General features: G+C 35.1%; 17 protein-coding genes and 2 tRNA genes. 7 read left to right on the forward strand and 12 right to left on the reverse strand.

Annotation, left to right across the window (positions count from 1 at the left end; genetic code table 11):
* Positions 1 to 38 precede the first annotated feature (38 nt).
* The gene (locus ACZ2G0_RS00880) at positions 39 to 3,104 is read right to left on the reverse strand and encodes a PKD domain-containing protein (protein WP_470308588.1); all 3,066 of its coding nucleotides are present in this window, start codon (positions 3,102 to 3,104) and stop codon (positions 39 to 41) included.
* A gap of 646 nt (positions 3,105 to 3,750) precedes the next feature.
* Here ACZ2G0_RS00880 and ACZ2G0_RS00885 point away from each other — a divergent pair.
* The gene (locus ACZ2G0_RS00885) at positions 3,751 to 4,392 is read left to right on the forward strand and encodes an O-methyltransferase (protein ID WP_470308589.1); all 642 of its coding nucleotides are present in this window, start codon (positions 3,751 to 3,753) and stop codon (positions 4,390 to 4,392) included.
* A gap of 183 nt (positions 4,393 to 4,575) precedes the next feature.
* On the opposite strand, the gene ACZ2G0_RS00890 is transcribed toward ACZ2G0_RS00885, so the two are convergent.
* The 8 genes from ACZ2G0_RS00890 to ACZ2G0_RS00925 all read right to left on the reverse strand — a co-directional run bounded on the left by ACZ2G0_RS00890 (position 4,576) and on the right by ACZ2G0_RS00925 (position 11,412).
* The gene (locus tag ACZ2G0_RS00890; RefSeq protein WP_470308590.1) at positions 4,576 to 5,139 is read right to left on the reverse strand and encodes a phosphatase PAP2 family protein; all 564 of its coding nucleotides are present in this window, start codon (positions 5,137 to 5,139) and stop codon (positions 4,576 to 4,578) included.
* Positions 5,139 to 5,465 carry a Sec-independent protein translocase subunit TatA/TatB gene (locus tag ACZ2G0_RS00895; RefSeq protein ID WP_300288638.1) on the reverse strand — a complete coding sequence of 109 codons (327 nt, stop codon included), beginning with the start codon at positions 5,463 to 5,465 and terminating at the stop codon, positions 5,139 to 5,141. Before ACZ2G0_RS00895 ends, ACZ2G0_RS00890 begins: the two co-directional genes overlap by 1 nt.
* Positions 5,466 to 5,580: 115 nt before the next feature.
* Positions 5,581 to 7,821 (reverse strand): M1 family metallopeptidase, encoded by a 2,241-nt coding sequence (locus tag ACZ2G0_RS00900; protein ID WP_470308591.1) that lies wholly within the window; start codon positions 7,819 to 7,821, stop codon positions 5,581 to 5,583.
* Between the two features lie 64 nt (positions 7,822 to 7,885).
* Complete coding sequence (locus ACZ2G0_RS00905) at positions 7,886 to 8,395, reverse strand: DUF6702 family protein (RefSeq protein WP_470308592.1); 510 nt, start codon at positions 8,393 to 8,395, stop codon at positions 7,886 to 7,888.
* Positions 8,396 to 8,445: 50 nt separating this feature from the next.
* Positions 8,446 to 9,201, reverse strand: a complete 756-nt coding sequence (locus ACZ2G0_RS00910) for a peptidase associated/transthyretin-like domain-containing protein (protein ID WP_470308593.1) — start codon at positions 9,199 to 9,201, stop codon at positions 8,446 to 8,448.
* Positions 9,191 to 9,931, reverse strand: coding sequence for a peptidase associated/transthyretin-like domain-containing protein (locus ACZ2G0_RS00915; protein WP_470308594.1), 741 nt, complete (start codon positions 9,929 to 9,931; stop codon positions 9,191 to 9,193). The genes ACZ2G0_RS00910 and ACZ2G0_RS00915 overlap by 11 nt, the downstream gene beginning before the upstream one ends.
* Positions 9,903 to 10,673 carry a hypothetical protein gene (locus ACZ2G0_RS00920; protein WP_470308595.1) on the reverse strand — a complete coding sequence of 257 codons (771 nt, stop codon included), beginning with the start codon at positions 10,671 to 10,673 and terminating at the stop codon, positions 9,903 to 9,905. Before ACZ2G0_RS00920 ends, ACZ2G0_RS00915 begins: the two co-directional genes overlap by 29 nt.
* A complete protein-coding gene (locus tag ACZ2G0_RS00925; protein WP_470308596.1) occupies positions 10,660 to 11,412 on the reverse strand; it encodes a carboxypeptidase-like regulatory domain-containing protein in 753 nt (250 codons plus the stop codon). Before ACZ2G0_RS00925 ends, ACZ2G0_RS00920 begins: the two co-directional genes overlap by 14 nt.
* A gap of 139 nt (positions 11,413 to 11,551) precedes the next feature.
* On the opposite strand from ACZ2G0_RS00925, the gene pepE reads away from it, so the two are divergent.
* Positions 11,552 to 12,259 carry a dipeptidase PepE gene (gene pepE / locus ACZ2G0_RS00930; RefSeq protein WP_470308597.1) on the forward strand — a complete coding sequence of 236 codons (708 nt, stop codon included), beginning with the start codon at positions 11,552 to 11,554 and terminating at the stop codon, positions 12,257 to 12,259.
* A gap of 40 nt (positions 12,260 to 12,299) precedes the next feature.
* On the opposite strand, the gene ACZ2G0_RS00935 is transcribed toward pepE, so the two are convergent.
* The 3 genes from ACZ2G0_RS00935 to ACZ2G0_RS00945 form a co-directional block, all read right to left on the reverse strand.
* Positions 12,300 to 12,372: transfer RNA gene (locus tag ACZ2G0_RS00935), tRNA-Gly, on the reverse strand.
* Between the two features lie 167 nt (positions 12,373 to 12,539).
* Positions 12,540 to 12,612 (reverse strand) — tRNA-Gly (locus ACZ2G0_RS00940).
* A 240-nt stretch (positions 12,613 to 12,852) separates the two neighbouring features.
* The gene (locus ACZ2G0_RS00945) at positions 12,853 to 13,575 is read right to left on the reverse strand and encodes a murein L,D-transpeptidase catalytic domain family protein (RefSeq protein ID WP_470308598.1); all 723 of its coding nucleotides are present in this window, start codon (positions 13,573 to 13,575) and stop codon (positions 12,853 to 12,855) included.
* Between the two features lie 187 nt (positions 13,576 to 13,762).
* On the opposite strand from ACZ2G0_RS00945, the gene ACZ2G0_RS00950 reads away from it, so the two are divergent.
* The 5 genes from ACZ2G0_RS00950 to ACZ2G0_RS00970 all read left to right on the forward strand — a co-directional run bounded on the left by ACZ2G0_RS00950 (position 13,763) and on the right by ACZ2G0_RS00970 (position 21,860).
* Positions 13,763 to 16,159, forward strand: coding sequence for a DUF5916 domain-containing protein (locus ACZ2G0_RS00950; RefSeq protein WP_470308599.1), 2,397 nt, complete (start codon positions 13,763 to 13,765; stop codon positions 16,157 to 16,159).
* A gap of 116 nt (positions 16,160 to 16,275) precedes the next feature.
* Positions 16,276 to 18,693, forward strand: a complete 2,418-nt coding sequence (locus ACZ2G0_RS00955) for a DUF5916 domain-containing protein (RefSeq protein ID WP_470308600.1) — start codon at positions 16,276 to 16,278, stop codon at positions 18,691 to 18,693.
* Between the two features lie 140 nt (positions 18,694 to 18,833).
* The gene (gene gpmI / locus ACZ2G0_RS00960) at positions 18,834 to 20,351 is read left to right on the forward strand and encodes a 2,3-bisphosphoglycerate-independent phosphoglycerate mutase (RefSeq protein ID WP_470308601.1); all 1,518 of its coding nucleotides are present in this window, start codon (positions 18,834 to 18,836) and stop codon (positions 20,349 to 20,351) included.
* Between the two features lie 183 nt (positions 20,352 to 20,534).
* Complete coding sequence (locus ACZ2G0_RS00965; RefSeq protein WP_470308602.1) at positions 20,535 to 21,224, forward strand: DUF2490 domain-containing protein; 690 nt, start codon at positions 20,535 to 20,537, stop codon at positions 21,222 to 21,224.
* 27 nt (positions 21,225 to 21,251) lie between these two features.
* The gene (locus tag ACZ2G0_RS00970; RefSeq protein ID WP_470308603.1) at positions 21,252 to 21,860 is read left to right on the forward strand and encodes a leucine-rich repeat domain-containing protein; all 609 of its coding nucleotides are present in this window, start codon (positions 21,252 to 21,254) and stop codon (positions 21,858 to 21,860) included.
* Position 21,861: the final 1 nt, after the last annotated feature.

A 21,861-nucleotide genomic window follows, 5' to 3' on the forward strand; every position in this document is an offset into this window, starting at 1 on the left:
TCAGTCGATTCAGGGCAAACACCATCAGAAATTTCATATTAAAAAGTATACGTACCGCCTGCCTCTATTGTAGCTCTAGCTGTTGAAGAAGAAATAAAAGTTATTGTGCTTGCACCTCCAGCAGTTTTAGTCCATGCACCAGAAGAGCCTTGTGTCCCTTGCAATAAAACCTCTGTCTTATTACATAAATTTTGATCTGGTCCCGCATTTGCAGGTGCAGATACAATTAATGTTAAAGTAGCAGAAGAAGCGGCACAAGCTGGTCCGTTTTTACTAATCCAATTTAAAATATACCTTCCTGTTGTTAAGTTAGAAATCGGACTGTTTCCTGCATTATAATTTGCTATAGTAGGATTATTTGGTCCTGAAACAACTTGCCATGTCCCGATACCAGCTGTAATTGCATTTCCATTAAGTGTAGTTGAAGTACCACAAACCGTTAATTCTGGCGCTAAAACAGTGGCAGCAGTAGGCGGTAAACTAACTTTAAAACTCATTTCGCTTGACGCTTCGTCACAAGTCCCTCTTTTTACTACCCATTTAAATACATAGTTCCCTGGAACTAGATTCGAATAAGTGGCTGTTGGACTATTTACATTATCCACAGTATACGTGCTGCTCCCCGAAACCTGTACCCAAGTACCTACTAATCCCGTGCTTGGAACATTAGCATTCATTTGCACCGAATCACCTGCGCTATTGGCACAAACATTTTGATTAGGTCCTGCGGCTGATGTTGGCACTGCTGCAATAGTAACTGTAACGGTATCCGAAAAAGAAGCGCATAGAGGATCAGATGATGTTGTCCATCTGAACTGATATATTCCATCTGTTAAACCTGAAATTGAAGTCGTAGCACTTTCATCATCAGCAAAAGTCACTGCTGGGTTTGCATCTACCTGAGTCCAAATCCCCTTACCCACTAAGGGCGCCGTAGCTGCTAACAAAGTTGTTGTAGTTCCCGACGGTAAACAAATATCGCTTCCTGCCACTGCTGGCGATGGTGATGAAAATTCAGTTGTATTTACAACAACATCACTAGAACTAGGATTACAACCTGAATTGGCTGCACCATTAACTGTCCATCTAAAATTATATGCACTATTTATTTGAAGTCCTGATGCGTAGGTTGTAGGATCAGTAGCATCTGCGAAGGTAACGGCTGGATTACTATCTATTTGAGTCCATAAGCCGGTTTGACCAGGAACTAGAGCTTGTGCTCCAAATGTATAACTTCCGGCACAAACTAATACTGGAGTCGCACCTCCCACAGATACTGGCGGATCTGAAACTGTGATTGAAGCTTCGCTGAAAGTATTTACTGCATCTGGACCTCCATATAAGTTCCATCTAAAAACATAGATTCCAGAAACTAATCCCGTAATTACAGGATTATTTACATTGTAATCATCAAATGTCGCTGTATTAGGACCACTTACTTGAGACCAAAAACCAGTTAATCCCGGAGGCGAAAGTGTTGCTGGATCATTTCCTGCTAATTGCGTTGTCTTAACACCACATGCTAACGCCACCGAAGTCCCTGCATTTGAAGTTGCTGGACTAAATGAAACTACTACATTGATATCAGCAAATGCTTCAGAACATCCCGTGCCATAACTTCCACCTGTAAATCTTCTAACCCTAAAAGTGTAAGTTCCTGCGGTTGTTAAACCTGAAAAGTTAAAATTATTACCACTGAAAGTTAAGTTAGATTGAGCAGGCGTAATAGGACCGTTTACAAATATCGCCTGATAATTAGTCCCTCCTGAAACAGTGATAGGAACACTTCCTGAGGTGTCATTTACTGGTAAATACACCGTATCTACACCTCCATTTAGAGATATAGTGGTTATCGTAGGCGAATATCTTACCGTAAAATTTCGGGAGTCACTGCAATTTGGATTAACAGCACTATTTCCAAAAATTGTATACGTAAATGTGTAATTAGTTGTGTTAGGAAAGTTAAACCCACTAACTACAGTCGTTGGACTATTAGGAGACTCTATAGTTACTCCGGGTGCATTCGTCGTCCACAGTACCGTTTCACCTGCAAACCTAGGAGTATTTCCTTCTAAAACAGTCGATAGAATACTTGGATCACAAAATCTTTGATTGATATTTGTACCACCGGCAGTAGTAACCTCTTGTGTAGCAGGAGGTACATTTATAGTCACTGTATCGGTTCCCATGGTACATGGTCCTTGAACAGACCATCTAAAAACATAGCTTCCTTCAATTAAGTTACTAACCCCAGTATTCGGATTCGATGGATTAGCAATAGTAGGTACAGCTGGACCAGATACGAACGACCAGGTTCCAACTTGTCCTCCAGTTCCATTCCCACCAATAGATGCATCTAGAACCGTACCTTGTGTAGCAGTATAACATTCAGATAATGTTTGATCAGGACCTGCGTTAGCCGTTTGTTCCCCACCGTAATTAATTACATTTACAGATGATGTCGATGTACATGAATTTGTATTAGGATTCAACGTTGGATGAGAATAGCTAGGCGATGTAATTGTCCAAACCAGCTGTGTAGTTCCTGCAGCTGCACTAGATAAAGTAACTGTTGAGGTAGCTGATGTAGGGTCATTTATAGTCACTCCTCCTCTGTTAGGACCACTCACTGTCCATAACCCCGTTTCTCCAGGATTCGTAGGAGCGTTAGCTGACAAGGCATAAGTACCAGGACAACCTTCGACTTTAGCCCCAGCATTAGCAATAGTTATAGGATCTATAAAAAAAGTTACATCTTGAAATGTAGTGACCCCATCTAAACAAACTGCTGACAAACGAAAAGTATAGGCATTACCGCCTACTGTTCCTAGAACCGCACTATTAACTGAATTAGGATTTTGTATAACAACAGATGGGCCTGCAATTTGCGTCCATTTAAAACTTACTATCTTTCCTTCAGTTACACCATTAAACACAACTGGGCTATTGGCACAAATTGCTCTACTATTTCCTGCATTGACAGAACAATTTTGCGCATACCCTCTATTACCACCTAAGATAAAAGTGATTAGTACTACCCAAAAAAATAACTGATTATTTGAGATCTTGAATTTCTGTAATACAGCAGCGTAATTTTTTCCCATAATTTTTCTAATTGAAATTAAAACGCAGTGTTTACAGATGTTTTATACTCAAATCAACAAAACGAATTTGGTGTAAAAGTAGTAAATTAGAGATAAAAATCAAAAACATCTTAATGAAATCTTAAAATTTTGAAAATATTTTTAAAATTTCATTAAGTTTTTAAAAAACTAATTTATCAATTCAAATTACCCCTCGGTATTGACCAATTTTCGTTTTTATAAATTAGATGATTAAGAATCGATAAACAAAAACACCCAATTAAATCTAGCTTATAAATACAGGTCTTTTAAATAAATAACTGCGCACCAAATTAGCAGTTCAAAAACAATCACAATCTATACAGGAAAGTAAAAAAATGGCATTTTTATTATTTTATAAGACAACATTGCCAATTGGTCACCCAAAATTCAGCACTACAAGTAACCAATAGACTAGGTGTTTCTCCTTCTAAAAAAGCACCACTTACTTGAGCTAACATCATGCTCTGCATTTAATGTGATTTTTAATCCTAAACATCATTATTAAACCCAAAGACAAACCTGATATCCTAATTTAGCTTCATTTTTAGCGCTAATATTATCTAAAACCGCTATCAAAACAAGTTTATATTTTAATAACTTTGCAGGGATTCAAAAATTAATTACAATGCATTTTATTTCCCCAGAATTAGAAGATTACATTGAACAGCACTCAGAAAAAGAACCTGCTTTACTGGCAGCGTTAAATAAGGAAACCTACCAAAAAATTCTTTTACCGCGCATGCTTAGCGGGCACTTTCAAGGCCGAGTTTTAAGCATGTTAGCAAAATTAATTCGTCCTGTAAATATATTAGAAATTGGCACCTACACGGGTTACTCTGCTTTGTGTTTGTGTGAGGGAATGCAAGAAAAGGGACAATTACATACAATTGACATTAAAGAAGAATTAATTGATTTTCAGCGTAAGCATTTTGACAAATCACCTTGGGGAAACCAAATTGTACAACATTTAGGCAACGCCGTGGATATTATTCCAACTTTAGATCTAAAATTTGATTTAGTTTTTATCGATGCTGATAAAGAAAACTACCTCAACTATTGGGAATTAATCGTGCCGAAAATGAATAAGGGCGGCATTATTTTATCTGATAATGTACTATGGAGTGGTAAAGTACTAGAGCCTTTGCAAAAAAATGATGTAAGCACCCAAGTTTTACTGGAATACAATGCGCTACTTAAAAACGACACACGAGTTGAGACGGTTTTACTACCGATTAGAGATGGCTTAACGGTAAGTAGAGTATTGTAAGAACCAGTCAATCCATTCGGAGGAAATTTCCCTAGCCTAGATGGTAATGAAAATCCTTATGAAATAAAATAAATTTTTCTAAACAAAAAAGAGCGACCAACGGAAGCTCCTTTATTGTTTATTTTAGAAAAATTATTTTAGGAAATAAGATTGCAATGACAGCTAGAAAAGCTCCTTAACAATCTATTGTGGGAAATACTTTTTTTGACAATATTGATGTAGTTTATAAAAGGAATAGCCCGACAAAAAGCCGAACATATACCCGCACAAAATATCAATTGGATAATGTAATCCTAAGTATATACGGCTGTAAGCAAAAACCAATGGCCATAAAAATAGCAAGTAAAAGTACTTAAAATGCGATTTCATGAGCAGGTATATGAAAGTTGCTACTGCCATACTGTTCGCTGCATGTCCTGAGAAAAAACTATACGAACCGCTAGTTTTTACTACCCTAATAATCGTATTAATATCGGGACTATTGCATGGTCGCAAACGTTGAAAACTGTTTTTGAATAGGTTGGTTACTTGATCGGTAAAAACCAAGATGAGCGTAATGAAAAGGATCACATATAAAAACTGCTTTGTCCCTATTTTTTTATAAATCGCATACAATAACAATAGAAAAAACGGAGTCCAATATTGCTGTTTTGTAATAAATAACCACAATCCGTCAAAGGTTTCTGAACCCAAACCATTAAGAAATACAAGTAAGCGGCTGTCTAGGGAAAGTAATTGATCTAGCATTACCTACTGCGCTTTACGGGACCAATTGCATCATCAATATCCTCTTTGATTTTAGTGGCTTGAACAACGGAATCACCCATTAAATCCTCTTTGGCTTTAGTAATTTGAGAATTTATATTTCCAGTCATATCCGAAAGGGATTTTGCATCAAGACCGTTCGCCTCTGCTCCTTTTTGGATTTCACTTTTTATATCATTAGTTGCGTTTTTAAGTTGAGCCATTGCTTTACCCATTGTACGAGCCATTTCAGGAACTTTATCAGCACCAAAAAGCATCAATACTATGAACATGATAAAAACTAATTCTCCTCCACCTATGCCGAACATATCTTTTTGTTTTTGTTGCTGCAAATATACCAAATTATAAAAACTTGTCTTTTAAAATTTTCATAAAAAAAGACCCTTATCAAAAGGGTCTTTAGTTCTGTTTTATGCGCTCTAATTATTCGAATTTAGATTTCACTTCTTGCTTAGGCCAAGTATTATTAGTCACATCAATATCAGCTGTTTCTAATTTAGGGTCAATTTGAATTTTCTTGATCGCTTTTTCAGTAGCATATACTTTTCTAGCGGTATCATTCCCTTTTCTCCAAATTTGAGCAGGGTATTTAAAGTTCTCCGTTGTACCATCTTCATACGTCAACTCTACAAGAATAGGCATAATTAAACCTCCTGGCTTATTAAACTCTACTTCATAGAAGTATTTAGGAGATTTTAAGGTTCCTTTTTCTTCAGAAGAAAGGGTATTCATGTAATCAGAAAGCAATTTAACTTCCTCTACTTTCAAACCTTTCTTTTGATTGGCTTTCAAGACTGCATTGTTTTCTTCGATTAAATAAACAAATGGTCCTGGGTCTTGTCCAAAACGGCCACGACGTACTTTAGCATTTTTCAACTCTTCTGAAGGGGTTTCAGAAACATAATATTGCTTAACATTATTGATCCCAATATCTACAAAATCAGTTGAGTAAAACCATCCTCTAAAAAACCAATCTAAATCTACTGCAGACGCATCTTCCATCGTTCTAAAAAAGTCTTCTGGAGTAGGGTGCTTGAATTTCCAACGGTTTGCATATACTTTAAATGCATGGTCAAACAATTCTCTTCCCATTACAGTCTCTCTCAAGATATTTAAAGCGGTTGCTGGCTTACCGTATCCATTATTACCAAACTGCATGATTGTCTCTGAATTAGACATAATAGGCTCTAAGAATTTTTGATCTCCACTCATGTAAGGAACAATGTTCTTAGCTGGTCCACGTCTAGAAGGGAAATTAGTTCCTAATTCTTGCTCAGCCATGTATTCCATGAACGAGTTCAATCCTTCATCCATCCAAGTCCATTGGCGCTCATCAGAATTTACGATCATAGGGAAAAAGTTGTGACCTACTTCGTGAATAACCACACCCATCATTCCATTTTTAGTTTGCTCCGATGTCACACCGTTTTCATCAGGACGCCCAAAGTTCCAGCAAATCATAGGATATTCCATACCTTGGTCTTCAGCTGAAACTGAAACTGCTTTAGGATAAGGATAGTCAAATGTATGCGCTGAGTAGCTTTTTAAAGTATGTGCTACTGTAATCGTAGAAGTTTCTCCCCAAAGTGGGTTTGCTTCTTTAGGATAGATTGAAACAGCCATTGCATTTTTAGTACTTAACTTCACTGCCATTGCATCTAAGATAAATTTTCTTGAAGTTGCAATTCCAAAATCTCTAACGTTTTTAGCCGAGAATTTCCATGTTTTTTTCTTGTTTGAAAATCCTTTTTCAGTTACTTCAGCTTCGGCTTGTGTTACGATAACAACAGGCTTATCAAATGTTTTTTCAGCAAGTTCCCAACGCTTAACTTGTGCAGGAGTAAACACTTCACTCCTATTCATTAAGTCTCCTGTCGCTTCCATAACGTGGTCAGCAGGAACAGTAATATTTACGTCAAAATTACCAAATGGCAAAGCGAACTCTCCGCTTCCCCAAAATTGCATATTTTGCCATCCTTCTACATCATTGTAAACGGCCATTCTTGGATAGAATTGAGCAATTACATAGATTTTGTTACCATCTTTTTCGAACAACTCATATCCTGAGCGCCCACCTTCTTTTTGGTAATTATTGATGTTGTAATTCCATTTGATTGAAAATGACATTGAAGTACCCGGCTTAAGCGGACTTGCCAAATTGATTCGCATCATTGTATGGTTAATCGTGTACGACATCATATTGCCTTTTACATCTTTAACTGACTCGATGTTGAAACCACGTTCTAAATCTTTTTTCAAGAATTTTTCAGCAAAACCTGCTGCTGGAAAAGTTTGTGTGATTCTATCACTTTCTGCCAATGGAGTTTCAGAATCTTTGGCAGCTTGATTTTGATCTAACTGAACCCAAAGATACTCTAGACTATCCGGAGAGTTGTTGTAATAGGTAACTGTTTCAGCTCCTGTTAATTTTGAGTTTTTATCGTCAAGTTCAATATCGATTTTATAATCGGCTTGTTGTTGATAATAAGCTGGTCCTGGCGCTCCCGCTGCATTACGAAACATATTAGGCGTTGCTAATAAATCGTACATTTGGCTGAACTTGTTAGTGTCGTATTTCCCTTGTTGTTTAGGAGCGACTGTGGTAGTTTTTTCTTGTGCGAATAGAAGCGCAGGCAGAAAAAGAAGTATGGATATTTTTTTCATAAATAAAACTATAGTTGTTTCAGTTTGTGAAAATAATAATTTTTAGTAAAACAGCAGTTGTTTGTTAAAATTTTAACACACCGTTTCTTGACGAATCCGTAAAGAGGATGGTCTTTTTAGTTCCAAATGCAGTAACATGTGTAATGTTTTGTTGCTCAGAGCTCCAATCTATTAAAACTGCATTAAAAATTTCGATTGAATTCATTTTAGGAACAGCAACAATTTTAGAATAACAAACCAATACATCGTCCTCGGCTGTTTCTTTGCTCAAAAAAACGATTGGCTTGACTTGGCCGTTAATCTTTACAATAAAATTTTCTGCTAAATACTTTTTAAATAAGGTCACTTCCTCGTCTGTTTCCTCTGCCGTCCCAATATGAAAAGCTTTTCTCTTGTATTTTTTTTCAAGTGCTTTGTTTAGATCGTCAATAAATATTCTCGATGTAATTTCTAGCATCTTTTTTTCAGGAGCATAGTTTACTTGATAAATACCCAAATAAAATTTATGTACTGTAAAAGATGTTAAAAGCAGAAATACCGTTAACAAAAATAGATATGATGTTCCTTTTTTCATTGTATGCGATCAGTTGTTGTTCCTTATAGTGCTGTTTGCACCGCCCTATATTATTTTTTAGTATCTGTAATTTCCTTGTATTCTTTATTTTTAGAAATCAAAAAGTCCATTAACTTAAATTGATCTGTTCGACTCATGACCGCTCTCGAATTAGGATCGTTTTCACAAAAAACTAAAAAGAGTTTTATTTCATCATCCTTTAAGGCGAGCGTGTTAGCAAAAAAAGAATAATTGATCGTAGACAAAGCTAATTCAGAGAAACTCGTATCCTGATAAAAGTCGGTTTTCTTAGGATTGTCTTTTCTCAACACCTTAATAACATCTTTATATATTCTAACAAAATCCGTTCCGTTTTCTAAATCCAACATCGGGAGCATTGTTTTGTTTTTAGGAGAAGACTTTTCATCATCAAAAAACTTCATATCAACATATTTTTGGGTCCCACCTTGAACGGGATTCAGTTGTTTTTTGGCTAAAATCAAAACTTCGGATAGTTCATTCGTAAAAATCTCAAGATTCACCACCAAAACTTTATTGATAAAGTCCTCTTCTTTAAGTATTACTCTTTTTGATTTAAACGTTAAACTCGAGAATACCAGCGTGTCTTGCACTTTAGCATTTAACGTAAAATAGCCATATTGATTTACCACAGTACCATTTTTAGAATTGACATCAAAAACGATGACGTTTTCAATAGTCGCCAAATCATTGCGAACTTGACCTTTCAAAATCCTATTAGCGGTTATTTGACTGTACGAAAATTGAGCTGCAAGTGCTAACAGAAGAAACGTAATTTTAATTTTCATAAACTGTGATTTTATTATATTTTTTTGCAAGCGTAATAATTAAGAACATGCAAAGTGTTTTGTTTTTGGATTCTAAAGCACTAACAAATTCTGCGTCTTCAATACAGTAATACTGAAACCCTTTGATGTACTCTTTATGAATTTTTAAGGTTTCAATATAATATTTGTCTTCAAAAAGATACTCTAGTCGCTCTAGTGCTCTCAAGTTTTTTTCTACTATTACCCCTTTCTTAAGTTCAGCCGTTCTACCAGAAATCCAATTTAAAGGCCGATCTAATAAACCAGATCGTGCGGTATATAATTTTCTTTCGGCAGGAGTATATCTTTTTTGATCAGCAGAAACAATCCCAAGATGGGCTGCGGTAATTTGAGAGTCTTCGTTAATAATAACTTCTTGAAGCGCAATACTATTTGTACTCATCAAAATTAGAGTGCTCCCTGCTTTTACATCCTCCTTTGTAATCCTTTTTTGTAAAGTTACAAGATTTACGGCAGAAAAAACCAAAACATCTCCTTCATTTACCTCTAAAGTAAAAACACCTTTAGCATTGGTTGTTGTTGTTTTATCTTTGCTAACGTTATTGACATTAACTGCTTCTACTGCTATAGCATCGACTGTAACACTACCAGTAATTACAACTGAGGCGCCATTTTGAGCATGGATCAACTGAACAACGAAAAACAAATAAAAGAAGAAAAATTTATGGCTGCTCACTTTTAATAATTTCATTATAACTAACCGCTAGCTCAATTATTAAAAATTTTGCCATGGTTATATTATTACTTTTTAAATAGTCAACAAATGTATTGTTTTCGATGATGTAAAACTTGAATCCTTCGATATAATCAACGGGGATATTTAATTTTTTAGTGTAAAAGTCTTGAACAAAGTATTCGTCTAGCTTCTCGATCATGGCAAGCTTACCTTCAAGTACAACCAATTTCTTTAAGCGCTTCGTTCTTCCGTTTATTTTATTAATCAAAGGATCTAAAGGCATATTTCCTCCTATCAATCCTAACAACATAATAGGTTTCCAATCGCCAGCTGTTTGCAAATGGCGCTCAGCTTGCGTGTATCGCTTTTGACCATAAGGAATAACACCGATACTTTCGGCAGTTATTTTTGATGTTTTTGGAATAACCACCTCTTCGAGTTGAATATTTACATATTGCATTGCAACAGCTATAAATCCCTCTGAGAACATGGTATTGCTAACTATAAGCTCTTTTGCCATCACGTTAACCGCCGAAAAATGCAAAACATCACCCTCTCTAACTTCTAGCTCGAAAAATCCATTTGCATCGGTCGTAGTAACTTGTTTACTACTTTGATTACTAACGTTAGCTGAACTAACAGGTATTGAATTCACAACTACTTTACCACTACATTTTTTTCTATATAGGGTTTGTCCCAAGGTGTATTGAGACAACAAAACAAACAGAACCAAAATAAACGTATTATTTGTTTTCACTACCAATTATCTCTTTATACTTAATTGCTAATTCGCTTAATAAAAACTCGGTTGTGACATAGTTTTTAGTTTCTAAAATCTTAGTAAATCTCTCATTATCCACAGCATAATACTCGAAGCCTTTTATATACTCACTTGGAATTTTAAGTTTATTTACAAAATGATTTTTATCAAACATATCGTCAAGTAGGTTGATGAAAAATAATTTTTTCTCGACTACTAATTCTTTTTTCAACATTGCAGTTCGCCCTGATATAAGATTTAGTACCGGATCAAATCCCATAGGATTTAAGCGCGATGAACTAGCGGTAGCATACCTTCGCTCAGACACCGTATATTTTTTCTGGTTTGCTGGAACGATGCCTAAGGCAACAGAATTTATATTATTATATCTTTTTATAACGACTTCTTGAAGCTCATTCATAGCAGGTTGCATTTTAACAAAAAGAAGCGTAGAATTAAAATCATTCTCTTTAAGGACAATTTTCACACTCTTAAACTGTATAGCCGAAAACAACAAGGTATCGCCCGGCTTCACTTTAGCTTCGAAATAACCATCTGTATCTGTTATGACCGCTTTCTCTGTTCGAAGGTTTATAACATAAATTCCATCAACAGTTGTACCATCTGCATTAACCCTACCTTTTAAATCCTCTAAAATAGCAGATTGACCATAATTCAAAGCTGAAAACAGCATTAATCCTATAAAATAATAATTCTTGCAGTAGCTAACCATCATGCTTTTACATCTTTAATTGTAAAAGTATCCCAAGCCGCTCCAAATTAATTACTAATGCATTCGTAAAAATTTGTTAATAATACCGCTTCATTTTTTAATAAGGATTGCTGATTTTATATCTTAGTACCAAAAATAATTTATGAAAAATATAATTATAGCGAGTACCTCAACCATTCATGGCGGCAGCTACTTAGAATACCTACTAGATGAATTAAAAGTGCATTTTAGAAACTGCGAGACAATTCTATTCATCCCTTACGCTAGACCTAGTGGCATCACCCACGATGAATACACTGCCAAAGCAGCTCAGGCTTTTGCCAAAATAAATATTGCAGTAAAAGGAATACATGAATTTGAAGATGCCGAAGCAGCTATAAAAGATGCCGAAGCAATCTTCACAGGAGGAGGAAACACTTTTTTATTAGTGACACAATTGTACCAGAATAAAATAATGAGTACACTAGCAAATGCTATAAAAAATGGTACCCCTTATTTAGGAACAAGTGCAGGAAGTGTAATATGTGGATTAAGCATGCAAAACACAAATGACATGCCTATTATTTACCCTCCAAGCTTTCAAACATTAGCGGTAATTCCTTTTAATATTAACGCCCATTATCTTGATCCTGACACTAACTCTAAACACATGGGAGAGACGCGTGAAACGAGATTAAAAGAGTTTCATTCGTTTAATACTATTCCGGTATTGGGACTTAGAGAAGGTAGCTGGCTTAAAGTAAGAGACAACACAATTACTTTAAAAGGAGGATTGCAAGCGAGGTTGTTTATTGCTAACGAAGCGCCTCTCGAAATCGAAGACAATACAGACATAAGTGACTTAAAATAAAAAAAGCCGAAATAAATAAATGTTTCGGCTTTTTTAAAAGAGCGAAAGACGAGGCTCGAACTCGCGACAACCAGCTTGGAAGGCTGGAGCTCTACCAACTGAGCTACTTTCGCATTAACAGGGTGCAAATATATTAAATTAATTTAATGCTATCCAAATTTATTTCAAAAAATAAACAACAAGATTAAAAAATATAAAGAACCTAAACTTTTTTCATATCCTCCTTCTGGTAAGAAAGGGTTAGAAAAAAACCGAAACACGTATTGTTTCGGTTTTTTAGAGCGAAAGACGAGGCTCGAACTCGCGACAACCAGCTTGGAAGGCTGGAGCTCTACCAACTGAGCTACTTTCGCATTACGGGTGCAAATATAGAGAATAACTTTTGTTAGAAACAAGTTTTATTTCCAAAAATTTGCGAAAAAATTTCAAACGCTACTTAACCTTTTTAAAATTAAAACGTTAGAAAATAATAATTTTCAAACCATTTGCCGCCTTATAAATGATAAGCTAAAAAACCCTACTTTGAAGCCTGAATTAAAAAGCATTTACACGGTCAGGTACAACCATCCTACTGCCTTTACTTGATTGGGGATTTATGATATAAGTCGAGACGCTACTTTGTAAGTCGAAGACGGATAGTAAATAAACAAACAAGACTTATCTTTGATCGTGCTTATAATTTTCTCAGTTAAAGCCAACGGAATAGCGGGACAACCTAAACTGCGTCCCAATCTTTTATTGTTGTGAATAAACGATTCCGACACATAATCAGCACCATGAATAACTACGGCGCGATCCCTCGCGTTACTGTTAATTCCTTTTTCTAATCCATCTAGCTTAAGAGAGGTTCCGTGCTTGCCCCTGTAAATTTCGCCCGTGGCATAAAAACCAAGACTACTTTTAAATGATTCAGATGCATTAGAAAAACTGGATGCAAACTCATCACCAGTATTACGCCCATGAGCCACTAAAGAATTTATTAAAACTTCATTTGAATCCAAGTCAATAACCCAAAGACGTTTTACATTTGAAGACAAACTAAAATCGATTAGTGTCAAAATATTTTTTTTGATTAATCCTTTTTCTTTGAGTTTCACAAAACCTTTCAGCGCTTCCATGAAACCTTCTCGGCTTGGCATTGCTAAATCATTTGTTTGTAAATTGTTATAAATCGCCTCTTCTGCACTGATCGAGACTTTGTTTTCGTTTTTTGCAAGAAGCTTTGGAGTGGTCGTTTTTGCTTCGGTAGCAGCGAAATCATTAGAGAATAACGAACAAAAGAAAAACAACATAGTAGGTAGTATCGTGTAAGTCATTGATTTTTATTAAATTAAATTTTTATTTGGGGTCGTAAAAATAGTAAAACTGATCAAAGAAAAAAAATAGCAAGCTATTTTATTACACTTTTAACCTTTAGATAGCTTTTTAACTACAAAACTATATGTCACAAATGTTGTATATTCTGTTAATTATCTTATTTTTGCTTGCCATTAACCAACCAATATGACCAAATTTAACCCCATTTATACATTAATTTTATCTTTTTTTTGCACTATTACCTATTGTCAGAAAAAAACCCTAATTGCCCAAGTCACTAAAAACAGCATCAACATTGACGGACGAATTACTGAAGCTGCTTGGGAAAACAACAACAATATCGCAACAGATTTTGTAATGTTTGAACCCGATAATGGAAGACCTATTAGTCAAGAAAAAAGAACTGAGGTCAAAGTACTTTATAATGATGACGCTATCTACATTTCGGCTGTCATGTACGACAATGAACCTAAAAAAATTCAAAAAGAAATAACCCAAAGAGACGTATTTGGAGTATCTGATCATTTTTCTGTTAATATCAATGGATTTAATGATGGTCAGCAAGATTACCGATTTTATGTTAGTGCTGCTGGAGTTCAAATGGACTGTATAGCAACAGAAGATGGTGAAGACTTTTCTTGGGACGCCATTTGGGATAGTGAAGTAACCATTACTGATTTTGGCTGGGTGGTAGAAATGAAAATTCCATACGCTGCCTTACGTTTTTCAAACGCACAGAGCCAAACTTGGGGTCTGAATTTCACTAGAGAAATAAAGAGAGATGTTCAAAAATATACTTGGAATTACGTTGACAATAAAATTGGTGCGGTAATTACACAAGCAGGTATCCTGAAGGGAATCGAAAACATTAAACCTCCTACTCGCCTCTTTTTTATCCCCTATGTTTCCGGTTATTACCAAGAAGATGATTTTGAATCAGACAGAACTTTCAAAGCAGGTTTAGATATTAAGTACGGAATTAATGACTCGTTTACACTCGATGCCATTTTGGTCCCTGATTTTGGCCAAACTAAGTTTGACAATGCCATTTTAAACTTAGAGCCTTTCGAACAACGATTTGATGAGAACCGACCTTTTTTTACTGAGGGAACGAACTTATTTAACATTGGAAACATCTTTTATTCTAGAAGAATTGGTGGCGCACCGAGTTCAGTGCCCGATGTAGGTGCTAATGAAGAAATCTCAAATTATCCTAGTTCAGTAGACTTAATTAATGCAGTAAAAGTTTCCGGACGTACTGAAAAAGGGCTAGGAATTGGCTTTTTAAATGCCGTAACTGAAAAAACATTTGCCACTATAGAGAATTCGATAACTAACGAAAGTCGCAAAGAAGTTATTGAACCTTTGGCTAATTATAATGTACTGGTACTTGACCAACGATTTAGACAAAACTCTTCAGTATCTTTTGTAAATACTAATGTTACTCGTAATGGTAGTTTTAGAGATGCTAATGTATCGGCATTAGTCTTTGACTTAAGTACTAAGGCCAATACTTACAATTTATATGGTGATTTTAAGTACAGTGCAATAAAAGATGTGGAAGATTATGACGGTTACAAAACTTCATTAAATTTTGCCAAAACGAGTGGTCGTTACCGCTATACCTTAACAGGAAGATACACGTCTAAAAGTTATGACAACAATGATTTAGGTATCAATTTTTTAACCAATTTTTATAATCTCTACTCTAATGTGAGTTACCGTATTTTAAAGCCAACTAAAACATTTAATACTTTTAGATTCTTTAATGAATTCAGTGGACTTTTTGATAACACGACCAATAAATTACAAGAAGCCTATTACAAACCTACATTTAAAGCAACCACCAAACGCAATCACTATTACGAATTAAGTTTTAACCTTAGTCCATTTGAAACGTACGATTTCTATGAACCAAGAGTGCCTGGCCGCTATCTTCAAATTCCCCGCAACTTAAGAGGCTATCTAGGGGTAGAATTCAATAGAAACAACGCTTTTACATTTGATTTCACTCCAAATTTTGCAGTTTACGATCAAGAGGGTCGCTCAAATTATGGACTAGCAATAGGTCCAAAATATAGAGTTAATGAACGTTTTTCTATTTCGTATATCATGGACTACAATCATAAACTAAATGACATTGGCTTTGCTGGACTTCAAAATTCAGATGTGATCATTGGCCGAAGAAATAGAGAAATACTACAAAATGATTTAGCAGCCAAATATGCCATTAACAACAAGATGACCTTAAATTTAACGGCAAGGTATTATTGGTCTTATTCTGATGTAAAAGAATTTTACACCTTGCAAAATAACGGTGAGATAATTAGTAACCCAAGCTACACCTTAAATAAAAACAGAAATTTCAACTCGTGGAATTTTGATTTAGCTTACTCTTGGTGGTTTGCTCCCGGTAGTGAAATGTCTGTTTTATACCGTAATTATTCGCAAGAAGGAACCAACGTAGTGGAGCGAAATTTAAAAACAAATCTAAAAAATGTTTTTGATGCTAACTTAACTAATATCATATCGGTACGGTTTCGATATTACTTAGATTACAATATGGTTAAAAATAAATTTTAATTTGGCGCGTTAAACTGTAACATATTGGTTTATTACTAGTCTATTAGAATGCAGGTTTTATTTACAATTAAAACCCATTTCCTAGTATTAATTGAATTGTTTCAGATTGCAAGCTTATGAAGAATTTCTTATTACTTTTTTTCTTATCCCTTTCCTTTTTTGGCTACAGCCAAAAGAAAGTCCTACAAACTAAACTTACGGTAGACAACATCACTATTGATGGGAAAATTGATGAGAAAGCATGGGAAACTGCAGCTGCAGCAACTGATTTTATTATGTTTCAGCCTGATAATGGAACACCAATTCCTGAGGGGCGAAAAACTATCGTCAAAGTACTTTACGACAATGATGCAGTTTATATAGCTGCTTTGCTGTATGACGAAGATCCAAGCAAAATCATGAAAGAAATATCTGCCCGAGATGATTTTGGAGCTTCAGATGTATTTGGGGTTTTTATCAACGGATTTAACGATGGACAACAAGACTTTCAATTTTTTGTAAACGCTGCTGACGGACAAGCTGACTGTATCACTACCGATACTAATGGAGAAGATTACTCTTGGGATGCAGTTTGGAAAAGTAAAGCCATCCTGACCGAATTTGGTTGGGCAGTAGAAATGCGCATTCCATATGCTGCTTTACGATTCTCTGCTGAAAAAAAGCAAACTTGGGGTCTAAATTTTTTTAGAGAAGTAAGGAGAGATCGCTTTAAGTACTCTTGGAATTTTATCGATTCTAAATTAGGAACCTTTACACAACAAACCGGTCAGTTAGTTGGAATTGAAAACATTACAACTCCTACTCGTCTATTCTTACTACCCTACTCTTCTTACTATGTAAATGCAAATAGCCAGCAAAAAACCAATGGAACACTCAAAGGCGGCCTAGATGTTAAATACGGTATTAATGACGCTTTCACCTTAGATGCAATCCTAGTACCTGATTTTGGCCAAACTAAATTTGATGATCAAATACTTAACCTTGGACCATTTGAACAGCAATTCAACGAAAACAGATCTTTTTTTACTGAAGGTACCGACCTCTTTAGTAAAGGAAACTTATTGTACTCTCGAAGAATTGGTGGTAATCCTGTAAACAGGCCCAATCCAAGTGCTAATGAAACCGTGACCGATAACCCATCGACGGTAAATTTAATAAACGCTCTCAAAGTTTCAGGACGCACCAAGGACGGTTTAGGTATTGGTATTTTAAATGCTGTGACTGAACGAACCTATGCAACCATTGAAAACAACAATACGTTAGCAACTAGAAGAGAAGAATTAGAACCCCTTTCTAATTACAGTGTTCTAGTGCTTGACCAACGCTTCAGAAAAAATTCGGCAGTTTCTTTTATCAACACTAATGTGACTCGTAATGGTAGCTTTAGAGATGCCAATGTATCTGCTTTAGTATGGGATTTAAATACTAAAAAAAATACTTACAATTTATCCGGAGACTTTAAGTATAGCTTTGTCAATGATATTGAAAATAAAAAAGGGATTAACTCACAGCTTAATTTCGCTGAAACCTCAGGAAAGTATCGGTACAGTGTAGGTGCTGATATTACAACCAAAGATTATGACAACAATGACTTGGGGATTAACTTTGAAACTAATTATTATAGTTTTTATGGAAACTCTAGTTACCGCATCCTAAACCCTACAAAATTATTCAACTCCTTTAGCACTAATATGAATGTCTATACTCAGTTTCAAAAAGAAACCGGAAAACTACAAGGAAATAGCTTGAATTTTAATGTAAACATGAATACTAAAAAAAATGACTATTTTGGTATTAGTCTTAACGCAAATCCCTTAGAGTCCTACGATTTTTACGAACCAAGAGCCGCAAATAGATATGTAATAAATCCGCGAAGAGTTGGTGGATCAGTGACCTTATCCTCTAATTACAACAAAAAATTTGCTTTGGATGTTAGCCCTAATTTATCCGTATTTGACCAAGCCGGCCGTAACACCTATGGTTTTTATGTAGCTCCAAGATATCGCTTTAACGATAGACTCGCTATTAATTATAGCTTTAATTTTTCAAGAAGAAACAACAATAAAGGCTTCGCTAATAGCATTGACGATGATAACAACAGCGGGACACCCAACACGATCATTTTTGCAAATAGAAACGTAGTCACTTATTCCAATTCTATTTCAGGCAAGTACTCTATCAATAGTCAAATGACGTTCAACTTAACTGTGCGCCAATATTGGTCTTACGCCGAAAACAAAAACTTTGTCTCGCTTGATCAAGATGGTGGTTTTACGGACTTGCCCTTATATAACCAAAATACTAACTCTAGTTTTTACTCCTGGAATACTGATTTATCCTATAATTGGTGGTTTGCGCCTGGTAGTCAAGTTTCGATATTATACCGAAATAATGCTGCTGATTTTGATCGTGACATCAATAAGAATTTAGGTCGAAACATAACAGATTTATTAAATAATGCCGCACTTAACCATACGCTTTCTATTAGTGTGCGCTATTTTATAGATTACAACAGCGTAAAAAACATCTTTTAAATACATTAATTTTAAATTTAGCTCCTCTTTTCGAAACTATTATCATTATATCTTAGGCTTCGTTTAAGATTGGATAATAGTGATTTAGAAACCTTGGGACCTTTTTATAAATACTTTATCTTTGTTTAAAACTAAAACAAATGAACAAAAAAGTAATTTTAATGATACTAGACGGATGGGGGAAATCTCCGGATCCTAAAGTTTCAGCAATAGACAATGCGAATGTCCCTTTTATAAAAAGCCTATACAACAATTATCCTAGTGCACAGTTAAGAACAGATGGATTACATGTAGGATTACCAGAAGGACAAATGGGAAATAGCGAAGTAGGCCACATGAATCTTGGTGCAGGTCGAATCGTTTACCAAGACTTAGCCAAAATTAATTTGGCTGTTGCCAACAACACTTTAGCCCAAGAGCAAGTTTTAAAAGATGCTTTTCAATATGCCAAGGACAATCATAAAAAAGTCCATTTTTTAGGACTAGTTTCTGATGGTGGGGTTCACTCTCACACCTCGCATCTACGAGGATTGATCGATGCTACGCAATCGTATGGTTTAAACGAAGTTTATATTCACGCTTTTACTGATGGACGCGATGTAGACCCAAAATCAGGAAAAAAATACTTGCAAGATTTACAAAATTATATCGGTAATACTTCCGTAAAAATAGCTTCAGTAATTGGACGTTATTATGCAATGGATCGTGACAAACGATGGGAACGCGTAAAGCTTGCCTATGATTTACTCGTAAATGCCCAAGGAACACACAGCACAAATCTTATAGAAAGTGTTGAGCAAAGTTATCTAAATGGTGTTACTGACGAATTTATACATCCCCTACTCGCTGTAGACTCCTTGAATAAACCAGTTGCTACTATTTCAAACGACGATGTTGTCGTTTTCTTTAATTTTAGAACCGATAGAGGACGGGAATTAACTGAGGCGTTGTCACAGCAAGACTTTCACGAGCAAAACATGCACAAACTAAACTTGTATTATGTAACACTCACGAATTATGACGAAACCTATAAAAATGTGAAAGTGGTTTACAACAAAGACAATATCACCGAAACATTAGGAGAAGTTTTAGAAAAAGCAGCTAAAAAGCAAATCCGTATTGCAGAGACAGAAAAGTATCCGCATGTTACTTTTTTCTTTTCGGGAGGACGCGAAGAGCCCTTTATTGGCGAAAGCCGCATTTTAAAAAACTCTCCAAAGGTAGCTACTTATGATTTACAACCAGAGATGAGTGCCTTTGAATTGACTGCTGCTTTATGTCCTGAACTGGAAAAAGGAGACGTTGACTTTGTCTGTCTTAACTTTGCTAACGGTGATATGGTAGGCCATACCGGAATGATGGATGCGGCTATAAAAGCATGTGAGGCTGTAGATACTTGTGTGCAAAAAGTAATTACAACAGCTTTAGCAAATGATTATACAACATTAGTAATTGCTGACCATGGTAATTGTGAAACCATGATAAATCCTGATGGAAGCCCCAATACGGCGCACACAACGAACCCTGTACCTTTTATTTTAGTCGACAAAGATCAAATTCTGGTACATGACGGAGTCCTAGGCGATATCGCACCAACAATTTTACAATTAATGGGTGTAGAAAAACCTACAGTCATGACAGGAAACTCTTTAATCTAACTGGTAAAATTCCGTTTAGAACAAGCGAGAAACAGTAATTGTTTCTCGCTTTTTTTTTATAATTAAAAGTTAAAATTTCAAAACTAATAGCATTACTATTATCTTTGCATTGAACAAGATTAACTAGTGCATTGCTACTTATTCAAAACAACAAATCAAAAGCCCTACAAACAACACTATTACATGAAAAAAATTTCGCTATTCCTAATCCTATTTCTTTTAGTTCTGCCAGCACAAGCTCAAAATAATACAGACAAAATTGGTGCATGGTATATGTACTTTTACAATGCTGAATTTAAAAATAGTCAGTTTGGTATTCAGGGTGATGTTCAATATCGAAATTGGAATACTTTGGGAGATCTAGAACAATTATTAGTACGATCAGGTCTAACTTACAAACCCAATAATACTGATGTCACGCTTACCCTAGGAGTTGCTCATATCACAACAGGTGCTATTGGCGAAAGTAATCAAACAACTGCAGAAACTAGAATTTATCAAGAAGCTTTACTGCCTCTAAAAGTGGGTAAACGACTGTATTTTAACCATCGATTTAGGTATGAGCAACGATTTGTAGAAAATCAAGATTTTAGAACCCGATTTAGATATAATCTTTTTCTAAACATACCTCTTAATAAAACAACTCTCTCGAAGAACGCAGTTTATATTGCATTATACAATGAGATTTTTATCAATGGAGATAAAAATATTGAAGATGGCAGAACCGTAACTGTTTTTGACCGAAATCGTTTTTATACTGGCGTAGGATATGGATTAACAGACAAAGTACGATTGCAAGTGGGATTCATGAATCAATCTACTGAAAATGCTGGTAAAGATCAAATTCAACTGAGCCTACATCACACTTTTTAAAAAACAACTAACTTAAATTCACTCAAAATGAAAAACATATTCCTTCAAAGTTTTATATTTACACTGTTATGTACAGGAAGTATACAAGCACAAATAGATACTGATATTTCTAATCCAGCAGCTGTAAAACGTTTAGATTTAACCAATAACAAAGTTGATATTTCTACAATCGACTTCTCTAAATTTATCAATCTAGAATACCTTAGTTTAAAAAACGATCATTTAACAATGCTCCCAAAAGAGTTGTTTTTACTTAAAAACTTAAAAACTTTGGACTTAAGTGGGAACGACTTGAAAGTCTTACCAAAAGAGTTTTCAAAACTTAAAAACCTTGAAGCGCTATATCTCAATGATGAAAATAGCATGGATTTGCCTGCATCACTTACTGTTCTTGCAAAACTCCCTAAATTGAAATCATTATTTTTAGAGAATGATAATATTACTTTTATTCCAAAAGAAATGTTTAAACTTCAAAATTTAGAATATTTGAGTTTACGCAAAAATGAATTAAAAGAAATCCCGAGAAACATGAATTCACTTTCTCATTTAAAGAGTTTAGATTTGAACGAAAATAATATAACTCCAGATAGTATTGAACTTAAAAACCTTAATTTTGGTTTTAAAATAAATTTCTAAA

This window comes from Flavobacterium sp. KKT103, from assembly GCF_055640565.1.